General features: G+C 70.1%; 18 protein-coding genes. 9 read left to right on the forward strand and 9 right to left on the reverse strand.

Annotated elements, in window-relative coordinates; translation table 11 throughout:
* Positions 1-29: 29 nt before the first annotated feature.
* Together ABT324_RS11125 and ABT324_RS11130 are read right to left on the reverse strand one after the other, a co-directional pair.
* On the reverse strand, positions 30-407 hold the full coding sequence (locus tag ABT324_RS11125) for a VOC family protein (RefSeq protein WP_351174993.1): 378 nt from the start codon (positions 405-407) through the stop codon (positions 30-32).
* 392 nt (positions 408-799) lie between these two features.
* Positions 800-2,101 carry an RNA polymerase sigma factor gene (locus ABT324_RS11130; RefSeq protein ID WP_351174995.1) on the reverse strand — a complete coding sequence of 434 codons (1,302 nt, stop codon included), beginning with the start codon at positions 2,099-2,101 and terminating at the stop codon, positions 800-802.
* A gap of 300 nt (positions 2,102-2,401) precedes the next feature.
* Between ABT324_RS11130 and ABT324_RS11135 the strand changes: the two genes are divergently transcribed.
* The 3 genes from ABT324_RS11135 to ABT324_RS11145 all read left to right on the forward strand — a co-directional run bounded on the left by ABT324_RS11135 (position 2,402) and on the right by ABT324_RS11145 (position 7,038).
* The gene (locus ABT324_RS11135) at positions 2,402-3,853 is read left to right on the forward strand and encodes an amino acid permease (RefSeq protein WP_351174997.1); all 1,452 of its coding nucleotides are present in this window, start codon (positions 2,402-2,404) and stop codon (positions 3,851-3,853) included.
* Positions 3,854-4,063: 210 nt separating this feature from the next.
* Complete coding sequence (gene helR / locus ABT324_RS11140) at positions 4,064-6,241, forward strand: RNA polymerase recycling motor ATPase HelR (protein WP_351174999.1); 2,178 nt, start codon at positions 4,064-4,066, stop codon at positions 6,239-6,241.
* Positions 6,242-6,324: 83 nt separating this feature from the next.
* Complete coding sequence (locus ABT324_RS11145) at positions 6,325-7,038, forward strand: Mut7-C RNAse domain-containing protein (RefSeq protein WP_351175001.1); 714 nt, start codon at positions 6,325-6,327, stop codon at positions 7,036-7,038.
* A gap of 90 nt (positions 7,039-7,128) precedes the next feature.
* Here the strand turns inward: ABT324_RS11145 and ABT324_RS11150 are convergent, their stop codons facing one another.
* The gene (locus ABT324_RS11150) at positions 7,129-7,926 is read right to left on the reverse strand and encodes an SGNH/GDSL hydrolase family protein (protein WP_351175003.1); all 798 of its coding nucleotides are present in this window, start codon (positions 7,924-7,926) and stop codon (positions 7,129-7,131) included.
* A gap of 756 nt (positions 7,927-8,682) precedes the next feature.
* Here ABT324_RS11150 and ABT324_RS11155 point away from each other — a divergent pair.
* From ABT324_RS11155 to ABT324_RS11165, 3 genes are read left to right on the forward strand one after another with little or no spacing between them, the layout of a single operon-like run.
* Positions 8,683-10,266 carry a sodium:solute symporter family transporter gene (locus ABT324_RS11155; RefSeq protein WP_351175005.1) on the forward strand — a complete coding sequence of 528 codons (1,584 nt, stop codon included), beginning with the start codon at positions 8,683-8,685 and terminating at the stop codon, positions 10,264-10,266.
* A gap of 34 nt (positions 10,267-10,300) precedes the next feature.
* Positions 10,301-10,432, forward strand: a complete 132-nt coding sequence (locus tag ABT324_RS11160; RefSeq protein WP_351175007.1) for a putative transporter small subunit — start codon at positions 10,301-10,303, stop codon at positions 10,430-10,432.
* Between the two features lie 42 nt (positions 10,433-10,474).
* Positions 10,475-11,827, forward strand: coding sequence for a trimethylamine monooxygenase (locus ABT324_RS11165; protein WP_351175009.1), 1,353 nt, complete (start codon positions 10,475-10,477; stop codon positions 11,825-11,827).
* Positions 11,828-11,886: 59 nt separating this feature from the next.
* Here the strand turns inward: ABT324_RS11165 and ABT324_RS11170 are convergent, their stop codons facing one another.
* The 3 genes from ABT324_RS11170 to ABT324_RS11180 are packed head-to-tail and all read right to left on the reverse strand — an operon-like array spanning position 11,887 to position 13,105.
* Positions 11,887-12,060 carry a DUF397 domain-containing protein gene (locus ABT324_RS11170; RefSeq protein ID WP_351175011.1) on the reverse strand — a complete coding sequence of 58 codons (174 nt, stop codon included), beginning with the start codon at positions 12,058-12,060 and terminating at the stop codon, positions 11,887-11,889.
* Positions 12,061-12,086: 26 nt separating this feature from the next.
* On the reverse strand, positions 12,087-12,260 hold the full coding sequence (locus ABT324_RS11175) for a DUF397 domain-containing protein (RefSeq protein WP_351175013.1): 174 nt from the start codon (positions 12,258-12,260) through the stop codon (positions 12,087-12,089).
* On the reverse strand, positions 12,257-13,105 hold the full coding sequence (locus ABT324_RS11180; protein ID WP_351175015.1) for a helix-turn-helix domain-containing protein: 849 nt from the start codon (positions 13,103-13,105) through the stop codon (positions 12,257-12,259). Before ABT324_RS11180 ends, ABT324_RS11175 begins: the two co-directional genes overlap by 4 nt.
* Positions 13,106-13,132: 27 nt before the next feature.
* Here ABT324_RS11180 and ABT324_RS11185 point away from each other — a divergent pair, with 27 nt between their 5' ends.
* Complete coding sequence (locus tag ABT324_RS11185; protein ID WP_351175017.1) at positions 13,133-13,342, forward strand: hypothetical protein; 210 nt, start codon at positions 13,133-13,135, stop codon at positions 13,340-13,342.
* 79 nt (positions 13,343-13,421) lie between these two features.
* On the opposite strand, the gene ABT324_RS11190 is transcribed toward ABT324_RS11185, so the two are convergent.
* Positions 13,422-15,083, reverse strand: coding sequence for an ABC-F family ATP-binding cassette domain-containing protein (locus ABT324_RS11190; protein ID WP_351175019.1), 1,662 nt, complete (start codon positions 15,081-15,083; stop codon positions 13,422-13,424).
* Positions 15,084-15,119: 36 nt separating this feature from the next.
* Positions 15,120-15,710, reverse strand: coding sequence for a TetR/AcrR family transcriptional regulator (locus ABT324_RS11195; protein WP_351175021.1), 591 nt, complete (start codon positions 15,708-15,710; stop codon positions 15,120-15,122).
* A 381-nt stretch (positions 15,711-16,091) separates the two neighbouring features.
* Here ABT324_RS11195 and ABT324_RS11200 point away from each other — a divergent pair, with 381 nt between their 5' ends.
* Together ABT324_RS11200 and ABT324_RS11205 are read left to right on the forward strand one after the other, a co-directional pair.
* Complete coding sequence (locus ABT324_RS11200; protein WP_351175023.1) at positions 16,092-17,432, forward strand: cytosine permease; 1,341 nt, start codon at positions 16,092-16,094, stop codon at positions 17,430-17,432.
* Entirely contained in the window at positions 17,429-18,718 is a 1,290-nt protein-coding gene (locus ABT324_RS11205; RefSeq protein WP_351175025.1) for a M20/M25/M40 family metallo-hydrolase, read from the forward strand. The genes ABT324_RS11200 and ABT324_RS11205 overlap by 4 nt, the downstream gene beginning before the upstream one ends.
* A 136-nt stretch (positions 18,719-18,854) precedes the next feature.
* Here the strand turns inward: ABT324_RS11205 and ABT324_RS11210 are convergent, their stop codons facing one another.
* Positions 18,855-19,547, reverse strand: a complete 693-nt coding sequence (locus ABT324_RS11210; RefSeq protein ID WP_351175027.1) for a Maf family protein — start codon at positions 19,545-19,547, stop codon at positions 18,855-18,857.
* Positions 19,548-19,571: the final 24 nt, after the last annotated feature.

The raw sequence follows: 19,571 nt of genomic DNA on the forward strand, positions 1-19,571 counted from the left end.
CCTCGATCTTCGATGCCAGGCGAGCACCGTCACTCACTGCCCGCGAGGCCGATCAGGTTGCCCTCCGGGTCGGTGAAGTGCGCGACCACGAAGTCCCCGTCGGGCGCCGCCACCGGCCCGAGCACGCGCTTGCCGCCCAGGCCCTCGGCCTTCGCCAGCGCCTCCTCGACCTTCGGCACGCCGATGTAGACGAGCACCTTGTTCTCGTGGTTCACGCCGCCGCCGACACCACCGTTGATGCCGTCGTCGGTGCCGCCGTCGACGAACCCGTACTGGCCTGGCTCGGACACCTCCTCGCTGAGCGCGTCGCCCACGTGGAACTGCCATCCGAACAGCTCACCGTAGTAGTCGTGCAGCTTCTTCGGATCCTTCCCGATGATCTCGAAGTGCACCACGGGGTTCCCCATGACCGCTCCCTCCCGCACCGCAGGGCGGTGCTGACCGGGCGCCCCTTCGGCGCCTCTCCACCCCCATAGGTCGGAGCCGCCGGACGGGCTTCGACATCCCGCGCTGCCGAATTCCGGTGCCCTCTTCGCCTGCCTGGCGGTGTACTGCGTCGCGGCGCTGCACGGCATGCCCGCGGCCAGCGATGCCGAGGCGGTGCTCCCGCGGAGTCGGGGTGCACCCGGCTGGCCGGGAACGCCGGGGCGGGACATCCGGCACAGCGTCCCGCGCCGATCGGCAAGTGTCCACTGTGGAATAAGCCCTGGTGGAACCGGTCCACCTCCACCGAAGCCGCATCCGGGGAGGCGCTGCTGGCACGCCGAGCATGCGACGGTGCGCGTCTGGCGCGGTTGCGCTAGGGCTGCTCGGCGGGGAGGCGGGTGGCCCGCTTTCGGAGGTAGTGCTGCTCGGGCAGGCTCGTGGTCAGGCGGGCGGCCATCAGGTACGAGGCGCGGGCAGCTGCGAGGTCACCGGCCATCTCCAGCAGGTGGGCGCGCACCGCGTGCCACCGATGGTGCTTGGCGAGCCGCCCGTCGGCGCTCAGCGGTTCCAGCAGTGCCAGTCCGGCGTCCGGGCCGTGCACCATCGCGGCGGCGACCGCGCGGCTGAGGGTGGCCACCGGGTTCGGGGCCAGCTTCTCCAACAGCTCGTAGAGCGCCAGCACCTGCGGCCAGTCGGTGTCCTCGGCGCGTGCCGCTTCGGCGTGCACGGCGGCGATCGCCGCCTGGACCTGGTACGGGCCCAGCGGCGCGCGGGTCAAGGTGTCGGTGATCAGCTCGACGCCCTCGGCGATGAGCGCCTGGTCCCACCGGCTGCGGTCCTGCTCGGCCAGCGGGATGAGCTCGCCGTCGCCGCCGGTGCGGGCCAGGCGGCGCGACTCGCACAGCAGCATCAGCGCGAGCAGGCCGCAGACCTCGCCGTCGTCGGACAGCAGGCCGTGCACGAGGCGGGTGAGCCGGATGGCCTCCCCGGTCAGCTCGGCGCGCTGCAGGTCGGGCCCGGAGGTCGTGGTGTAGCCCTCGTTGAAGATCAGGTACAGCACGTGCAGGACGGCGCGCAGGCGCTCCTGCCGCTCCTGCTCGGGAGGCAGGCTGAACTGGGCGCCGGTGGCCTTGATGCGCTGCTTGGCCCGGCTGATGCGCTGGGCCATCGTCGGTTCCGGCACCAGGAACGCCCGCGCGATCTGCGCGGTGGTCAGCCCGCCGACCGCGCGCAGCGTCAACGCCACCTGCGAGGCCGGGGACAGCTCGGGGTGGCAGCACAGGAAGAGCAGGGTGAGCGTGTCGTCGTCAGGGTGCGCGTGGACCACGTCGGCGGGCGGGGCGACGTGCTCGTCGGGCAGCGCCATCGACGCGACGTTGGTCTCGCGCCGCTTGCGGGCCTGCTCGCTGCGGAGCTGGTCGACCATCCGCCGGGAGGCGACGGTGATCAACCAGTTGAGCGGGTTCGACGGAACGCCGTGCTCCGGCCACTGCGTGGCGGCGGCGAGCAGCGCTTCCTGCACCGCGTCCTCGGCGACGTCGACGTGGCCGTGGTGCCGCACGAGCGCGACGAGCACCTTCGGCGCCGAGCGCCGCAGCAGGTCGACAACACCGGCGTCCGTGATCGCACCTCCTCGCGTCGGGGGCCAGTGCCCGCCGGGCCGGAACTCCCCCATTCCACCACGCGCGCCCGCGGCGGGGTGCTCGCACTCGACGTGCCGGAGCGTCCGGAACGGATCACCCGGTCCGTGCTCTGGCACACATTCGGGCGAACCGGAAATGAGGGGTCGGCACTTTACGACAGGCGAAGAATTTTCCGCGCTCGACCTCGTTGACGACGATTTTTGCCGCCCATAGAGTGCGGTCGCGACGCGAGCAACAATTCGACGGCCCCGGTTCTGCGGCGCGGAATCCGGTGCTTCACCATCTTCTCCGCTGCGAAGCACAACTACCGGAAGTCCTCAGGGGGAGCACGCATGACCGGTTCCGCGCCCACCACCACGCCCACCACCGGCTGGGGCCGGGTGATGCGGCGCAAACCGGTGAGCATGCTCAACGCCGAGAGCGGCACCGACAGCGGTGGCAGCGAGCTGCGGCGGTCGCTGGGCGTGTTCCGGCTGACCATGATCGGCGTGGGTTCCACGGTCGGCACCGGGATCTTCATCGTGCTCAACGAGGCGGTGCCCAAGGCCGGTCCCGCGGTGGTCATCTCGTTCGTGCTGGCCGCGATCACCGCGGCGCTCACCGCGCTCTGCTACGCCGAGCTCGCCTCCACCATCCCGGTCGCCGGCGCGTCCTACACCTACGCCTACGCCACGATGGGCGAGCTGATCGCCTTCGTCGTCGGCGCGTGCCTGCTGCTGGAGTACGGCGTGGCCGCATCGGCGGTGGCCGTGGGGTGGGGTGAGTACCTCAACGCCCTGCTCGGCGACGTGGTCGGCTGGCAGATCCCCGTCGCGCTCAGCGCCCCGCCCGGCGAGGGCGGGATCCTGAACCTGCCCGCCGCTGTGCTGGTCAGCGCCTGCTGCCTGCTGCTGGTGCGCGGCGCCAAGGAGTCGGCGACGATCAACGCGATCACGGTGTGCATCAAGATCGCGGTGCTGCTGCTGTTCGTCGCGGTCGCGTTCACCGCGTTCAGGGCCGAGAACGCCCAGCCGTTCGCCCCGTTCGGCGCGGCGGGCGTCGGTGCCGCCGCCTCCATGGTGTTCTTCTCCTACATCGGCATGGACACCGTCTCCACCGCGGGTGAGGAGGTGCGCAACCCGCGCCGGACGATGCCGCTCGCGCTGTTCTGGTGCGTCGTGATCGTCACCAGCATCTACCTGCTGGTGGCGATCGCCGGGATCGGCGCCCAGCCGTGGCAGGACTTCGAGGGCCAGGACGCGGGCCTGGCGGCGATCCTGGGCAATCTCACCGGCTCCGGCTGGCCCGCGGTCCTGCTCGCCGCCGGTGGGGTGGTGTCGATCTTCGGCGTCACGCTGACCACGATCTACGGCCAGACCCGGATCCTGTTCTCGATGGGCCGCGACGGGATGATTCCGAAGGTCTTCCACACCGTCCACCCGCGCCGCCGCACCCCGGTGCGCAACACCCTGATCGTCTCGCTGTTCGTCGGGCTGCTGGCGGCGGTGGTGCCGCTGAACACGCTGGCGAACCTGACCAGCATGGGCACCCTGGTGGCCTTCACCGTCGTCTCCGCCGGGGTGGTGGTCCTGCGCCGCACCCGCCCGGACCTGGAGCGCGGCTTCCGCGTCCCGGGCTACCCGGTGGTGCCCGCGCTGAGTATCGCCGCGTGCGTCTACCTGATCTCCCAGCTGCCCTGGACCACGTACCTGATGTTCGCGGTCTGGCTGGGCCTGGCCCTCACCCTGTACTTCACCTACAGCGTCAAGCACAGCCGCTTGGCCACGGTCGACCTCGACGCGTAGCAGCCACGGGCCGGGCGGCACCTGGTGCCGTCCGGCCCGTCGCGAGAACCCCTGGTGCGCGGCACATCCCGCGCAGCCCCCGGCCCCGTCCGACCGCAGCGCGCGGCGAACGGACTTGACACGAGGGGGAAAATGAAAAGTCGGCGTGTCCACACCATCTAATGGGGACTCCGCCGAACCTGGTACCAGGATAGCGGCTGTGAGGGGCAAGTGTCAAATCAGGGGTACGAAGGCGAACTGAGGGCCGAGCGGGAGCACGTCGCCGACCTCTACGCGCGGCTCGACGCCGAACGCGCGCGCGTGCGTGGCGGGTACCGGGCGGCGTTGCGGGACCACGGCGGAACCGCCGTGGAGCGGGATGTCGAGGTGCGCGCGCTGGCGCGCGAGGCGAAGCGGCTGGACGTGGCGGACAACGGGCTGTGCTTCGGCCGGTTGGACAGCGACTCGGGCGAGCGGTCCTACATCGGCCGGATCGGCATCTTCGACGAGGACGACGACTACGAGCCGCTGCTGCTCGACTGGCGGGCCCCGGCTGCCCGCCCGTTCTACACCGCCACCGGGGCGAACCCGGAGAACATGCGCCGCCGCAGGCAGTTCCACACCCGCGGCCGCGAGATCACCCACTTCACCGACGAGGTGCTCGGTCGCCCCGGCGGCGACGCGCAGGGCGACGCGGCGCTGCTCGCTGCGGTCAACGCGCCGCGCGGCGAGGGGATGCGCGACATCGTGGCCACCATCCAGGCCGAGCAGGACGAGATCATCCGGCTCGACCACCCCGGCGTACTGGTCATCGAGGGCGGCCCGGGCACCGGCAAGACGGTGGTGGCGCTGCACCGGGTGGCCTACCTGCTCTACACCCAGCGGGAGCGGGTGGAGCGCCACGGGGTGCTGGTGGTCGGCCCGAACCCGGCGTTCCTCAACCACATCGGCCGCGTCCTGCCGTCGCTGGGCGAGTCCGACGTGGTGTTCATGACCACCGGCGACCTGGTGCCCGGGCTGCACGTCACGGCGGAGGACCCGCCGGAGGCCGCCCGGATCAAGGGGTCGCTGGAGGTCCTGGACGTGCTGGCGGCCGCGGTCGCCGACCGCCAGCGGCTGCCGGAGCAGCCGGTGCCGATCGAGCTGCGGGACGTCGCGGTGCGCATCGACGCCGAGACCGCGGAGTGGGCGCGGCAGGAGGCGCGGGACAGCGGCCTGCCGCACAACGAGGCCCGCGCGGTTTTCACCGAGATCGTGACCTACGTGCTCACCGAGCGGGCGATCGCGCGGATCGGCCGGGGTTGGCTGACCCGGGAGGACAAGCAGGCCTGGGAGGAGCTGCGGCAGGACCTGATCCGGGAGCTGGCGGAGGACGAGGCGTTCACCGCCGCGCTCGACGAGCTCTGGCCGGTGCTGACGCCCGAATCGCTGCTGGCTGCGCTGTACAGCTCCCCCGAGCGGCTGCGGGCTGCAGGCGCCGACCATGCGCTGTTCCGCGCCGTGGGCGATGCCTGGACGGTCTCGGACGTGCCGCTGCTCGACGAGCTCGTCGACGTGCTGGGCCAGGTCGGGGAAACCGACCGGGAGGCCGAGCGCGAGCGGCGGCGGGAGGCCGAGTACGCCGCGGGCGTCATGGAGATCCTGCAGGTCGAGCGGCACGACCTGATGGACGACGAGGACCACCTGCTCGCCCAGGACCTGGTGGACGCCACCGAGCTGGCGGAGCGCTTCGTCGAGCGCGACACCCGGGACCTCGCCGAGCGCGCCGCCGCGGACCGGGACTGGACCTACCGGCACGTGGTGGTGGACGAGGCCCAGGAACTGTCCGAGATGGACTGGCGGGTGCTGATGCGGCGCTGCCCGAGCCGGTCGTTCACGGTGGTCGGCGACCTCGCCCAGCGCCGCTCACCGGCCGGGGCCAGGGGGTGGGGCGCGGTGCTGGAGCGGTACGTGCCGGGCCGCTGGGCATACCGGTCGCTGACGGTGAACTACCGGACCCCGGCCGAGATCATGGCCGTGGCCGGGGCGGTGCTCGCCGAGTTCGCGCCCGAGGTCGAGCCGCCGGAGTCGGTCCGCTCCTGCGGGGTCCGGCCGTGGTCCCGGCGGATCACCGAGGACGAGCTGAGCGCCGCGATCGAGGAGTTCGAGCGGGACGAAGCCGACCGCGAGGGCACCTGCGTGGTGATCGGTCCGCCGGACGTGCCGGGCACCGTCCCCGCGTCGGAGACCAAGGGTCTGGAGTACGACGCCGTCCTGGTCGTGGAGCCGGAGCGCATCCTCGCCGACGGCCTGCGCGGCGCGGCGGAGCTCTACGTCGCGCTGACCCGCGCCACGCAGCGCTTGGGCGTCCTGCACCGGCAGCCGCTACCGGCGGCGCTGAGCGGGCTCGCCGAGGTCGAGCGGGTGTGACCGGTCGCGGTCGGACCCGCCTCGGGGCCGACCGCTCCCCGGCCGGACTCGCACGACCCGCAGCGCCGGGCGACCATGTGCGCATGGCGCCGGCACTGCAGGTGCGCATCGCCCCGGAGCTGCGGTTCTTCGCCGCCCCGCGCAACCGGGGCGGCACTGCTGAGGTGCCCTTCGACGGCACAGCGACGCTCGGCCACATCGCCGAGTCGCTGGGCGTGCCGTTGACCGAGGTCGGCGCCCTGCTGGCCGACGGCGTGCCGCGCTCCCCCACCCACCAGCCGCACGCCGGGGCGGTGCTGGAGATCCGGCCGGTCGAGCGGCCGCAGGACCTGCCCTCGCGGTTCCTGCTCGACGTGCACCTGGGCAAGCTCGCCCGGCGCCTGCGGCTGGTCGGCGTGGACGCCGCCTACCGCAACGACGCGGACGACGACGAGCTGGTCGTGGCGGCCGCACGCGAGCACCGGGTCCTGCTCACCCAGGACCGGGGCCTGCTGCGACGGCGAGCGCTGTGGGCGGGCGCCTACGTGCGCGGATCCGACCCGGCTCGGCAGCTGGTGGACGTCGTCGAGCGGTTCGCGCCACCACTGGCCCCGTGGACGCGCTGCACCGCGTGCAACGGCCCGCTGGTCGCTGTGTCCAAAGAGGACGTCCAGGCGGAGGTCCCACCGGGCACCCGGCGGAACTACGACGAGTACGCCCGGTGCCGGGACTGCCAGCGGGTGTACTGGCGCGGGGCGCATTCCAGGAGGATCTGCGCGATCATCCGCTCGGCCCAGGAGGCACACCCCGGCAGCTGACCGGCCCGGCCGACCTGCCGCCATTCCCCCGCGCACGCGGAAGGGGTGGCGAATTCGCATGGAATCGCCACCCCTCGTTCCAGGGGACGGTCAGCCGGTGATGGACTCCAGCACCGGGAGGTAGCCCTTGGCGTAGCCGTCGACGTTCGGGTGGAAGGACTCCACCAGCGGGTTGCTCGGGCCGTTGATCCACTCCTCGCCGGAGCAGACGCCGTGGCCGTCGAAGGCGTCGCGGGTGTCGGCGTAGGTGAACCCGGCGGCCTCGGCGCGCTCGGAGATCACCCCGGCCAGCACGTCGGACCCGTCGTTGATCCGCTGCCGCTTGGCGTCGGAGAAGAACGGGATGCCGCAGTCGCCGAGCTCGGTCAGCCGCGGGTAGCCGAGCACCACGACCTCGGCGTTGGGCGCGGCCTCGCGGATGTTGGCGTAGGTGGTGTCGAGCTTGGCGGGCAGCTCGTTGCGGGCCTTGTCCTCACCGGCGCTGACCGCGGAGTCGCACCCGTCGTCCGTGCCGAGCAGGCAGTCCTGGATGACGCTGGCGAACCCGACGTCGTTGCCACCGATGGAGATCGTGACCAGCGTGGTGTCGGCGCTGAGTCCGTCGAGCTGGTTGGCGTTGACGTCGTCGGTCACCGCGCCGGAACAGGCGGCGAAGTTGAAGTCGGTCACGCCGTGCGAATCGGCCCACAGCTGCGCGTAGGCCTTGGGGCTGCGCAGGCAGTCCCCGCTGTCATCGAAGTATTCCCGGGATCCGACTCCGGAGGCGTAGGAGTCGCCCAGTGCTGCGTAGTTCTCGGCGGCGGATGTCGCGAACGCCGGTGCGGCGAGCATGGTGCTCGCCGTCGCCACCACCGCCGCGGCACCGACGACGTGCCGTAAGTGACGCATTCTTCCTCCGATCGGAGATCGAAAAATCGTCACCATTCAAGGAGAACCCGGGGCCAATCCGGCAGAATTGGCGAATACCCGCCAGTAACGGCGTCGAACGCACGGAGCGCGGCGGAACTCCAGCCGCCGATCGGGTGCACTCGTTCCCAGATCCAACGGGCCCGGCGCACCGAGAACTGCCCCGCTGTTCACCTGAACCCGGTTGCGCGAGCCGGGCTGGCCCCGCAGCAGGGCCTGCGGCGGCTGGCCAGTGCGACGAGCCTGGCCGGTCAGCCACCCCCGCTGCGGCCAAGCGGTCCGGCCCGCGCCGCGCGGCGGCGCGGACCGGGCCGCATGAATTCGGAGCCGCCGCGCGGAACAGCGCGGCGGAATTCACGCGGAATTGCGGGGCGAGGGCTGCCGAATGCCCCGTCACCCAGGGTGACCAATTCTGCTCCAGACGGTCACAGCAATGCCTGGTCAAGTGGCCGCTTCGCAATTCAACCGTTACCGCTTCTTCCGCGATGCGGAAATATCCAGCGCACAGGTGTGGCAAGAATTACTTTGGGGTTCAATCTCGCCGAGAACTCAGATAGGCACTATTGGCGAGTCGCGCAATTCTCGGGCACCCGAATGCCGTTTTCACGTGCGGTCGACAATTCTTCGGGTGCGGGATTTCGCGCGCGAGTGCAGGACGAGTTCGGAGGAGTAGTGTTCCAGCTCAGTGCGGTGACAACCGCTCTGCTTTTGATCGCATTCTACGGTCTCACGTTCCTCATGACCCTCTCGATCCGGGAGAAGAAGGAGAACGTGGACGGGTTCATGGTCTCGAACGGCGCGGTGGGCTTCGGCATCTCCGCCGCGAGCATGACCGCGACCTGGGTGTGGGCCGCCTCGCTCTACGCGTCGGCCAGCTCGGGCTACACCTACGGCGTTTCCGGGCCGATCCACTACGGGCTCTGGGGTGCACTGATGATCCTGTGCATCTACCCGTTCGGTCGGCACTTCCGCCGGGTGGCCCCGAAGGCCCACACCCTGGCCGAGGTGATGCACGCGCGCCACGGCCGGTCGAGCCAGCTGATCCTGGCGGTGTCCAACATCGTCGGCAGCGTCATCAGCTTGACGGCGAACTTCACCGCCGCCGGTGCGCTGATGGAGATCCTGACGCCGTTCAGCTTCCTGCACGGCGTGCTGATCGCCGCGGTCGGTGTGCTGTGCTACACGCTGTGGTCCGGGTTCCGGGCCTCGGTGATGACCGACTTCGCGCAGCTCGTCGCCATGATGCTGGCCGCCGCGCTGATCGTGCCGATGGTGTTCATCGCGACCGGCGGCACCGACGCGCTCGGTGCGGGCATGGCCCAGCTGACCGACGAGCAGGCGAACTTCTTCTCCGGGGAGGCCTTCCTGGAGCAGGGCGGCCCGTACCTGGCCGCGGTGCTGGCCTACGCGATCGGCAACCAGACCATCGCGCAGCGGCTGTTCGCGGTGCGCCAGGACCGGATCAAGAGCACCTTCATCACCGCGACGCTCGGCTACGCCGGAACGGTGATCGGCCTGGGCATGCTCGGCCTGCTCGCGGTGATGGTCGGCCTGCAGCCGCTGAACGGCGACATGAACAACATCATCCCGCAGATGGCGTCCGAGTACCTGTCGCCGGTGATGATCGGCCTGCTGTTCATCATGGTGATCGGTTCGCTGTCCTCCACCGCGGACTCTGACCTCGCGGCGCTGTCCTCGCTGGTGATGACCGACATCTACGGCAAGAACCTGGCGCGCGGCAAGGTGAACCCGCAGACGATGCTCTACATCGGACGGATCACCATGATCGCGGCCACGGCGCTCGGGGTGATGTTCGCGGTGTCGAACTTCAACATCCTCGACCTGCTCGTGTTCGTCGGGGCGCTGTGGGGCGCGCTGGTGTTCCCGGTGATCGCCAGCTTCTACTGGGACCGGATCACCAACCGGGCGTTCACCGCCTCCGTGGTCGTGGCGCTGGTGTTCTTCCTGGTGGCCCGCTTCGAGCTGCTCCCGCTCACCGGCGTCGTCGCGGTCGTGATGGAGGTCGCCGCAGTGATCGGTGCGGCCGTGGTGTTCGGCTTCATGGCCTTCGGCCTGTTCGGCAAGAAGGTCGGGTTCACGGTCGGCACGATCGCGGGCGTGGTGCTGTTCCCGCTGATCCTGGGCTTCCTGCGGGACTACCCGACGCTGCTCGGCTCGCTGGTCTCCTACGGCGTCAGCACCGTCGTGTGCGTGGCGATCAGCATGACCAACAAGGAGCGCTTCGACTTCTCGGTCATCAACGAGCGGGTCACCGAGTTCCAGCTGCAGGACCAGCGCGAACCCGCCGAAACCGCCCGCTGACCAGCGATTCCCGATCCAGGACGGAGGACGAGCCGTGAACGATCTGCTCCTGACCGCCTACATCCTGGCCTGGCCAGCGCTGACCGCGATCGTGCTGATCGTGCTGTGCGTGGCCGTGGCCAAGGACCACCGCAACGCCAAGAAGAACAACCGGTCGGTCGTCTGAGCGCCCCCGCTCCGACCAGATCCCACGAGTTGAGAGGCAGCGATGACTTCCCGCGTAGCCGTGATCGGCGCTGGCCCCAGTGGCCTGTCCCAGCTCCACGCCTTCGAGGAGGCGCGCAAGAAGGGCGCTGAGGTGCCCGAGGTCGTGTGCTTCGAGAAGCAGCGCGACTGGGGCGGCCTGTGGAACTACTCCTGGCGCACCGGGCTCGACGAGTTCGGCGAGCCCGCGCACGGCAGCATGTACCGCTTCCTGTGGTCCAACGGGCCGAAGGAGTGCCTGGAGTTCGCCGACTACACCTTCGAGGAACACTTCGGCGGGCCCATCCCGTCGTTCCCGCCCCGCGCGGTCCTCGCCGACTACATCCTCGGCCGGGCGGCGAAGAACGACCTGCGCCGGTTCGTCCAGTTCGCCACCGCGGTGCGCTGGGTGAGCTACGACCAGGCCACCGAGCAGTTCACGGTGACCGTCGAGGACCTGACCGCCAACGAGACCCGGCGCGAGGTGTTCGACCACGTCATCGTGGCGACCGGGCACTTCTCGGTGCCGAACGTGCCGCACTACGAGGGCTTCGAGTCCTTCCCGGGCCGGATCCTGCACTCGCACGACTTCCGCGACGCCCGCGAGTTCGCCGGGCAGGACGTGCTGGTGATGGGCAGCAGCTACTCGGCCGAGGACCTGGCGCTGCAGAGCAGGAAGTACGGCGCCAAGTCGGTGACGATCACCTACCGCACGGCCCCGATGGACTTCAAGTGGCCCGAGGGCATCGAGGAGGTCCCCCAGCTGGTGAAGCTGGACGGCGACGTCGCCCACTTCAAGGACGGCACCAGCCGCCGGGTGGACGCGATCGTGCTGTGCACCGGGTACAAGCACCACTTCCCGTTCCTGGCCGACGAACTCCGCCTGCGCACCGCGAACGTGCTCTACCCGGCGAACCTGTACAAGGGCGTGTTCTGGCTGGACAACCCGAAGTTGATGTACCTCGGCATGCAGGACCAGTTCTACACGATGACCCTGTTCGACGCCGAGGCCTGGTACGCCCGCGACCACGTGCTCGGCCGGATCGAGCTGCCCTCCCGCGAGGAGATGGCCGCCGACATCGACAAGTGGGTCCAGCGCGAGTCGACGCTGAGCGACGACGCCGAGATGATCGACTTCCAGGCCGACCACGTCGCGGAGCTGCTGGCTGAAGTCGACTACCCGCGGTTCGACCTCGACCTGACCCGCAAGCTGTTCCGCGACTGGGAGCACGACAAGCAGGAGAGCATCACCGGCTACCGCGACCGGGGTTTCCGCTCGCCCTGCACGGGCACCGAGGCACCGGTGCACCACACGCCGTGGTGGGAAGCGGTGGACGACTCCCTGGAGACCTTCCTGAACGCCCCCAAGCAGGGCTGACCACCTCGTGCGTGGCGATGGTCGTCCTCACGACCATCGCCGCGCACGAGTCCTTCACCTCACCGCTCGAACCGCCCGTCCTGCACAGCCCGCAGGAACGCGCCCACATCGACGGCAAGCCGCGGCCCGTCGGGGTCCTTCGAGTCCCGGATCAGACCGCGAGGGTTGGATAATTCCACGCAGTGGGTCTCCTGACCGCTGTAGCTGCTCTTCTGCCAACGTTGATCAGTCATCGCACTCCCAACGCCGAGCCCGAGGCCTAACGTTCGAAACGACCATCCTTGATGGCGCGCAGGAAGGCCGCGACATTCGCACGCAGGACCGGCCCTTCCGGGTCCTTCGAGTCGCGGATCAGTCCACGGGGGCTGGATAATTCCACGCAGTTGCCGTTGGCGTTGGAGTAACTGGACTTTCGCCATGTGTGTGCGCTCACTTTTCCTCCCAATGTGAGATGGCTTTTTCGATGTGGGCCAACGAGTCAGCTTCGTCCATCGCGATGTCCCGGAGCCAGGAGACAGCCTTCTTGTACTCGGTGACATCATGCTCGGTTGGGATGAACGCTCCAGAACTGTGGTGTTCGAAGTGCACCACCGGAGACGTATCGGGAAACTCGTAGAAGACGAACGGACCGGCCCACCCGGGATGCCAGCCGATCCGCTGAGGCATCAGCTGCACTACCACGTTCGGGCGCACTGTCATTTCAGCCAGGTGCCGGAGCTGGTCGAGCATTACCCCCTCCGGACCGATCGGCTCGTAGAGACCGCCTTCACCGATCACCGCGTGGAAGCTCACGGGGTCGCGTTGAGTAATAACTTCACGGCGGCTCACGTTGAGCATGACTCGCAGCTCAACATCGGTGTGCGACAACTGTGCGGCGACTTTGATCGCCCTGGTGTAGTCCGAGGTTTGGAGCAGGCCGGGGATCACCATCGGCGACCACTCGACGATGGCGGACGCCGATCGCTCGCACTCGACCACTCCAGCCAGCTGCTGCGGGATGCCGTTCATCCCGACCGTGAGCCAGTTCGGCTCGGCCACGTTCCGCGCCAGGTCCAGGATCCTCTCGCGCTCGCGCGGCGAGACCCGCAGCGCGGTGAGGATCATCGCGACAGTTTCGACGTTGGGTACTCGGTGGCCGTTCTCCCAGTGCGAGATCTGGGTGTGCGACAGCTCCAGGTGTCTCGCCAGTTCACGTGAGCCCATGCCGTTCGTCAGTCGGGCGTCGCGAAGAGCCGCCGACAACGCTCTGGCACGCGGCGTACCTGCGGTTGCGGGCATGCACCACATCCTATTGCTTGACTCGGGATGCTGCTCTTACCGTCCTCGCACCGGCAGCACGGCCACGCGGGCGAAGGCTCCTACGACGTGTGGCGGCTCATCGGTGAGGTCGAAGCCGAGCGGGCCGCCGAGCCCACCGGGCGGCACCGGCTGCTCGAATGGCCCGGCGGGGAGGCGGTTCCGCCCGCAACCGCGGAACCCCCACCGCCGCTGGAGGAGCCACCCCGGACCCCCTGACCGGATCGGCGCGTCGCTTCCTCCCCGACACCGCGCCGGTCCTCCCGGTAGCCGGGCACCTGCCCCCGACCCGGCCCGGCTACCGGGCCTCCTCCTGCCACACCGGTTCCGGGGACTCGCGGACGTGGCCGTCGGCGCGGAAGACCAGGAAGCGGTCGAAGGAGCGGGCGAACCAGCGGTCGTGGGTCACCGCGACCACCGTGCCGTCGAACTCCTCCAACCCGGCCTGGAGCGCGTCCGCCGACACCAGGTCGAGGTTGTCCGTGGGCTCGTCCAGCAGCAGCAGGTTCGCGCCCTCCAGCTCCAGCAGCAGGATCTGGAACCTCGCTTGCTGGCCACCGGAGAGCGTGTCGAACGGCCGCTGCGCCGCCTGCACGATGTCGTAGCGGGCGAGCAGCCGGCTGGCCTCCTCGCGGGTCATGCCGGAGCGCCGCGCTCCCCCGCCCATCAGCAGTTCCAGCAGCGTGCGCCCGGCGAACTCCGGGTGCTCGTGGGTCTGCGCGAACATGCCCGGCACCACACGCGCGCCCAGGCGCGCGAGGCCGGTGTGCGCCACCGGGGTCAGCGCCTCCTGGTCCGGCACCGGGACGTCGTCGCTGCCGCCGCGGGCCAGCAACCGCAGGAAGTGCGACTTGCCGGTTCCGTTGGCCCCCAGCACCGCGATCCGCTCACCGTAGCGGAACTCGGTGCTGAAGGACTTGGTCAACCCGTCCAGCGCCAAGTCCTCGCAGACCACCGCGCGCTTGCCGGTGCGCCCACCCGCCAGCTTCACCTGCACGCGCTGCTCGCGCGGCACCGCCTCCGGCGGCCCGGCCTCGTCGAACTTGCGCAACCGGGTCTGCGCCGCCTGGTAGCGGGCGGACATGGTGTCGTTGTACGACGCCTTCTGCTTGAGCACCTGCACCAAGCGGACCAGCTTCGCGCGGTCCTCGTCCCAGCGGCGCCGCAGTTCGTCCAACCTGGACACGCGGTCCGCGCGGGCCCGGTCGTAGGTGGCGAAACCGCCGCCGTGCACCCAGGTCCGGTTGCCCACGGCGCCCAGCTCGACCGTCACGATCCGGTTCGCGGTGCGGTGCAGCAACTCCCGGTCGTGGGTCACGAACAGCACGCTCTTCGGCGTCTCCCGGATCTGCTCCTCCAGCCACTGCTTGCCCGGCACGTCCAGGTAGTTGTCCGGTTCGTCGAGCAGCAGCACCTGGTCCGGGCCACGCAGCAGCGCCTCCAGCGCGAGCCGCTTCTGCTGGCCGCCGGAGAGCTTGCGCAGCTCGCGGAAGCGGGCCCGGTCATAGGGCAGGCCGAGCGCGGCCGTGCAGCAGACGTCCCAGAGCACCTCGGCGTCGTACCCACCGGCGTCGGTGTACTCCGCGATCGCCTCGGCGTAAGCCAGCTGGGTGGCGTCGTCGTCCCGCTCGATGAGCCGGTCCTCGGTCCGCTCCAGCTCCTCCGCCGCGGCGCGGAGCCTCGGCGCGGCCAGCGACACCAGCAGGTCTCGCACCGTCGAGTCGTCGCGGGCGTGGCCGATGAACTGGCGCATCACGCCGAGCCCGCCGGAGCGCACGATGCTGCCCCCGGTCGGCGCGAGGTCACCGGACACCAGGCGCAGCAGCGTCGTCTTGCCCGCGCCGTTCGGGCCCACCAGCGCGGCCTTCGCCCCGTCGCCCACCCGGAACGAGACGTCGTCGAGCAGCACCCGCCCGTCCGGGAGAACGTGGTGCACCTTCTGCAGTTCAACGTGCCCCATGGCAGCTGAGCCCCCTAGCAGCGAGAAGTCGTCAGGTCAATCCGGGATCAGCGCGGTGATGTGGCGGCGCAGGACGTCGGAGGCCACCACCACGTCGAGCGGCCCGTGCGGGTAGACGAGGTCGAAGGTCAGCCCGCCGACCAGCGCGGTCAGCCGCTCGGCCTCCAGCGCGGCGTCCGGCACGCGCGCCGCCTCCAGCACCTCCCGGAACACCGTCCGCAGGTCCGCCCCCATCCGCGTGGACAGCGACCGGAACTCCGGGTGCAGCCGGGCCGCGGTGATCAGCTCGATCAGCACGATCAGCTCCGTCCGGCCGCTGCTGTCCAGCGGCAGCACCGCGCGGCACGCCGCCTCCACCAGCTCACGCCGCCCGGCCGCGTCCAGCTCGGCGTCGACCGCGGGCAGCGCGGCGGCGAGCCGCCGCTCCATGCGCGAGCCGACCTCCTCGGCAGCGGCGACCATGAGCCCCTCGTGGTTGCCGAAGTAGTGCCGCACCGACCCGATGTTGATCCCGGACTCGTCGGCGACCTTGCGCAGCGAGGCCTCGGCCACGCCGCCCCGGGCGACGAGCCGGAACACGGCGTGCACGATCCGCTCCCGCGGCGAACTGGCAGCTGACGAGCTCATGCCGGGGAAGCTATCACGCCTGTGATAGCCCGGGCGAACCCTTTTCCGGCGCTACCAGGCGCGGCTGACGTAAAGCCCGGCACCCTCCTCCCCCGCACTGAGCTGTACCCGGTTCGCGACTGGATTCCCCGCCCGCGACCCGCCTGCGGATGAGCGTGAACTCCATTGGAATCGCCTGTCCCCGTCGCCGGACCTCTGGTTTTGCGGATAGTGGGATTTCCTTGCCCGGCGGGCGGGTGGTGGCGCAGGGTAGCTGCCACGGCGGTCGCCGGGCCTCGCCACAAGCGACTCCGGCGAACGCCTCCCCAACGAATCCGGCCGCCTGCGCGGGCGCCCTGCCCTGCCCGCGCGCGCGGCCTGCGCTCCCGCCGAGGAGATTTCATGGCCGTCGAGCACTCCGCCGAGGCCGCGCCGAGCAAGCAGATCGGCAACGACGACTACTCGCTGCGCCGCGTCCCCCAGGAAGCGCGCTACGGGTTCTGGTCGATGCTGTTGCAGTGGCTCGGGCAGTCCGGCTCCCTGTCCCAGTTCGTGCTGGGCGCCTCCCTGGGCATCGCGATGGGGTTCTGGGACGCCTTCTGGGCGTTCACCCTCGGCGCGGTGCTGCTGGAGGTGGTGATCTTCCTGGTCGGGCTGGCCGGTCAGCGCGAGGGCCTGGCGATGACCATGCTCACCCGCTTCGCCGGGTTCGGCCGCAACGGGTCGGCGCTGGTCAGCCTGGTCATCGCGATCAGCATGGTCGGCTGGTTCGGCGTCCAGAACGGCATCTTCGGCGAGAGCATGGTGTCGCTGGTCGGCGGCCCGGTGTGGCTGTGGTGCGCGATCTCCGGCGTGGTGCTGACCGCGCTGGTCATCTACGGCTTCCGGTACATGATGTGGCTGGCCCGCATCGCCGTCCCGCTGTTCTTCGCGCTGGTGGCCTGGAGCGTGGTCAGCACGCTGTCGCAGCACTCGATCGGTGAGCTGATCTCCCGCGAGCCGACCGCGGCCGCGCTGTCCATCCCGGCGGCGGCGACCATCGTGGCCGGTGGGTTCATGTCGGGCGCGGTCGTCGCCCCGGACATGACCCGCTACAACCGCAAGGGCTGGCACGTCCTGCTGCAGAGCTCGTGCTCGATGATCCTCAGCGAGTACATCGTCGGCATGACCGGTGTGCTGCTCGGGCAGCTGGTCGGCAGCAAGGACGTCACCTCCATCGTGCTGTCCACCTCCGGCGCGGTCGGGCTGATCATCGTGGTGCTGTCCACCGCCAAGATCAACGACTGGAACCTGTACGCGTCCTCGCTGGGCGTGGTCAACTTCGTCGACACCGTCTTCGGCAAGCGCCTGCACCGCGCGTCGGTGACGCTGGTGATCGGCCTCGCGGGCACCGTGCTGTCCGCGGTGGGCTTCCTGGACCACTTCACCGACTTCCTGAAGGTGCTGGGCGTGGCGATCCCGCCGATCGGCGGCATCATCGTCGCCGAGTACTGGGTGGCCCGCCGGATGCGCGGCGCCCTGGACCGCACCCGCCCGTCCGGGACGCTGCCCAGCACCGTCGCCACCTGGGTCCCGGCCACGCTGGTGGTGTGGGCCGCGGGCTTCGCGGTCGGCTACTTCCTCGACGTGGGCATCCCGGCGCTGAACTCGCTGCTCACCGGATTCCTGCTCTACACCGTGCTGTCCTGGGCCGGGCTGGTGCGCCCGGTCGGGACGTCGACGTTGGAAGGACCCAAGCCATGACCGCCGCCGAGGACGAAGTCGTCGAGCTGTGCCGCGACCTGATCCGCATCGACACCTCCAACCCGACCAGCAACGAGCGCGCGGCCGCCGAGTACGTGGCGGCGAAGCTGGCCGAGGTCGGCATCGAGTCCACGCTCGTGGAGAGCGCGCCCGGTCGGGCCAGCGTGATCGCCCGGATCGAGGGCACCGACCCCACGCGCGGGGCACTGCTGGTGCACGGCCACCTCGACGTGGTGCCCGCCGACGCCAGCGAGTGGACCTTCGACCCGTTCGGCGGGGAGGTCCACGACGGCTGCCTGTGGGGTCGGGGTGCGATCGACATGAAGGACTTCGACGCGGTGGTGCTGGCGGTGGCGCGCGAGTTCGGCCGCACCGGCCGCAAGCCGCCGCGCGACGTCGTGTTCGGCTTCCTCGCCGACGAGGAGGCGGGCGGCTCGTTCGGCTCGCACTGGCTGGTGCGCAACCGGCCTGACCTGTTCGACGGCGTCACCGAGGCGATCACCGAGGGCGGCGGGGTCTCCTTCGACCTCGGCAACGGCCAGCGGCTCTACCCGATCGAGAACGCCCAGCGCGGCCAGGCGTGGCTGCGGCTGGTCGCCAACGGTCGGGCCGGGCACGGCTCCTCCCCCAACGACGAGAACGCCGTCACCGACCTGGCCGAGTCGCTGGCCCGCATCGGTCGGCATCGTTTCCCGGTGCGGCTGATCGACCCGGTGCGCGGGTTGCTGGAGCAGGCCGCCGAGCTGCTCGGCGTCGACTTCGACCCGTCCGATGTGGACGGCAGCCTGGCGGGGATGGGCCCGGTCTCCGAGCTGGTGGACGTGATCCTGCGGAACTCGGCGAACCCCACCATGATCGAGGGCGGCTACCAGACCAACGTCATCCCAGGTCGGGCCACCGCCGCGGTGGACGGCCGGTTCCTGCCCGGCCACGAGCAGGAGCTGCTGGACACCATCGACTCGCTGCTGCTGCCGTCGGTGCGCCGCGAGTTCATCCACCACGACGTGGCGATGGAAACCGAGTTCTCGGGCACCCTGGTGGACGCCATGTGCGCGGCGATCCGCGCCGAGGACCCGGACGGCCACCCGACCCCGTACTGCAACGCGGGCGGCACCGACAACAAGGCGTTCGCCACCATCGGCATCAACGGCTTCGGCTTCAAGGCGCTCCGCGTGCCGCCCGACCTGCCGTACGCACGGATGTTCCACGGCGTGGACGAGCGGATCCCGTTGGACTCATTGCACTTCTCCACCCGCGTGATGCGCCGCCTGCTGGAAACCTGCTGACCCCTCGTGAGCGGCGGTGGTGGTTCTAACGACCATCGCCGCTCACGACCCCCTCGTGAGCGGCGGTGGTGGTTCTAACGACCATCGCCGCTCACGACCCCCTCGTGAGCGGCGGTGGTTGCCCCACCATCGCCGCTCACGACCTCGTGCGCGACGAGGAGCGGTGCCGTCCCGGAGGCTGGATGGCGCGCAGGTAGATCATCGCGGCCACCGCATCTCGGGCGTTGTAGGTCAGCTGCGCCTCCCCCACCTCGTTGATGAGCCGGCGGAAGCTGCGCTGGTTCCAGTCCTCGAAGCAGGCATGCGCGGCGTCGTGCAACAGCAGGAGTGGGCTGACCTCGTCTCCCCGTGTCCAGAGCTGGTCGTAGTGGGCACGTTCGTGGAGCGGCTCGCTGCGCGCGACCACGTGCGTGCGGAGGACCCTGGCCGCATGAGCGGCGCGAAGAAGCTCTTGCACCCCTTCGAACGGCGGTCCGCCGGGCAGCGCGCGACTCAGGAACGCCTCGTATTCAGCGTCGTCCGCCTCCTCGACGAGGGTTCTTCCGCCCAGGGATTCGGCGACCGCGAGGTCGGCTTGGACCAGCCACTCGGCGGCTTTGTGGGAGCCCTTCACCGCCTTGGCGAGGAAAGCCGACCAGGATCGAGGGGGTTCGTCCAGCTGAGCTATGGGGTCGAACACCCGCGAACTCCTCGAAGGCGGCACGAGCGATGACTCGGGCGATGCCGTCACTCTGGTGCGACGAGTGTAGTCGCTGCGCGAATCCCCGCCAGCGGCTGCCAGGTCCGCCCCCTCGTGAGCGGCAATGGTTGCCCTTACCACCATCGCCACTCACGACCCCCTCGTGAGCGGCGG

This window comes from Saccharopolyspora sp. NPDC000359 (genome assembly GCF_040300525.1).
Taxonomy (GTDB): Bacteria; Actinomycetota; Actinomycetes; order Mycobacteriales; family Pseudonocardiaceae; genus Saccharopolyspora.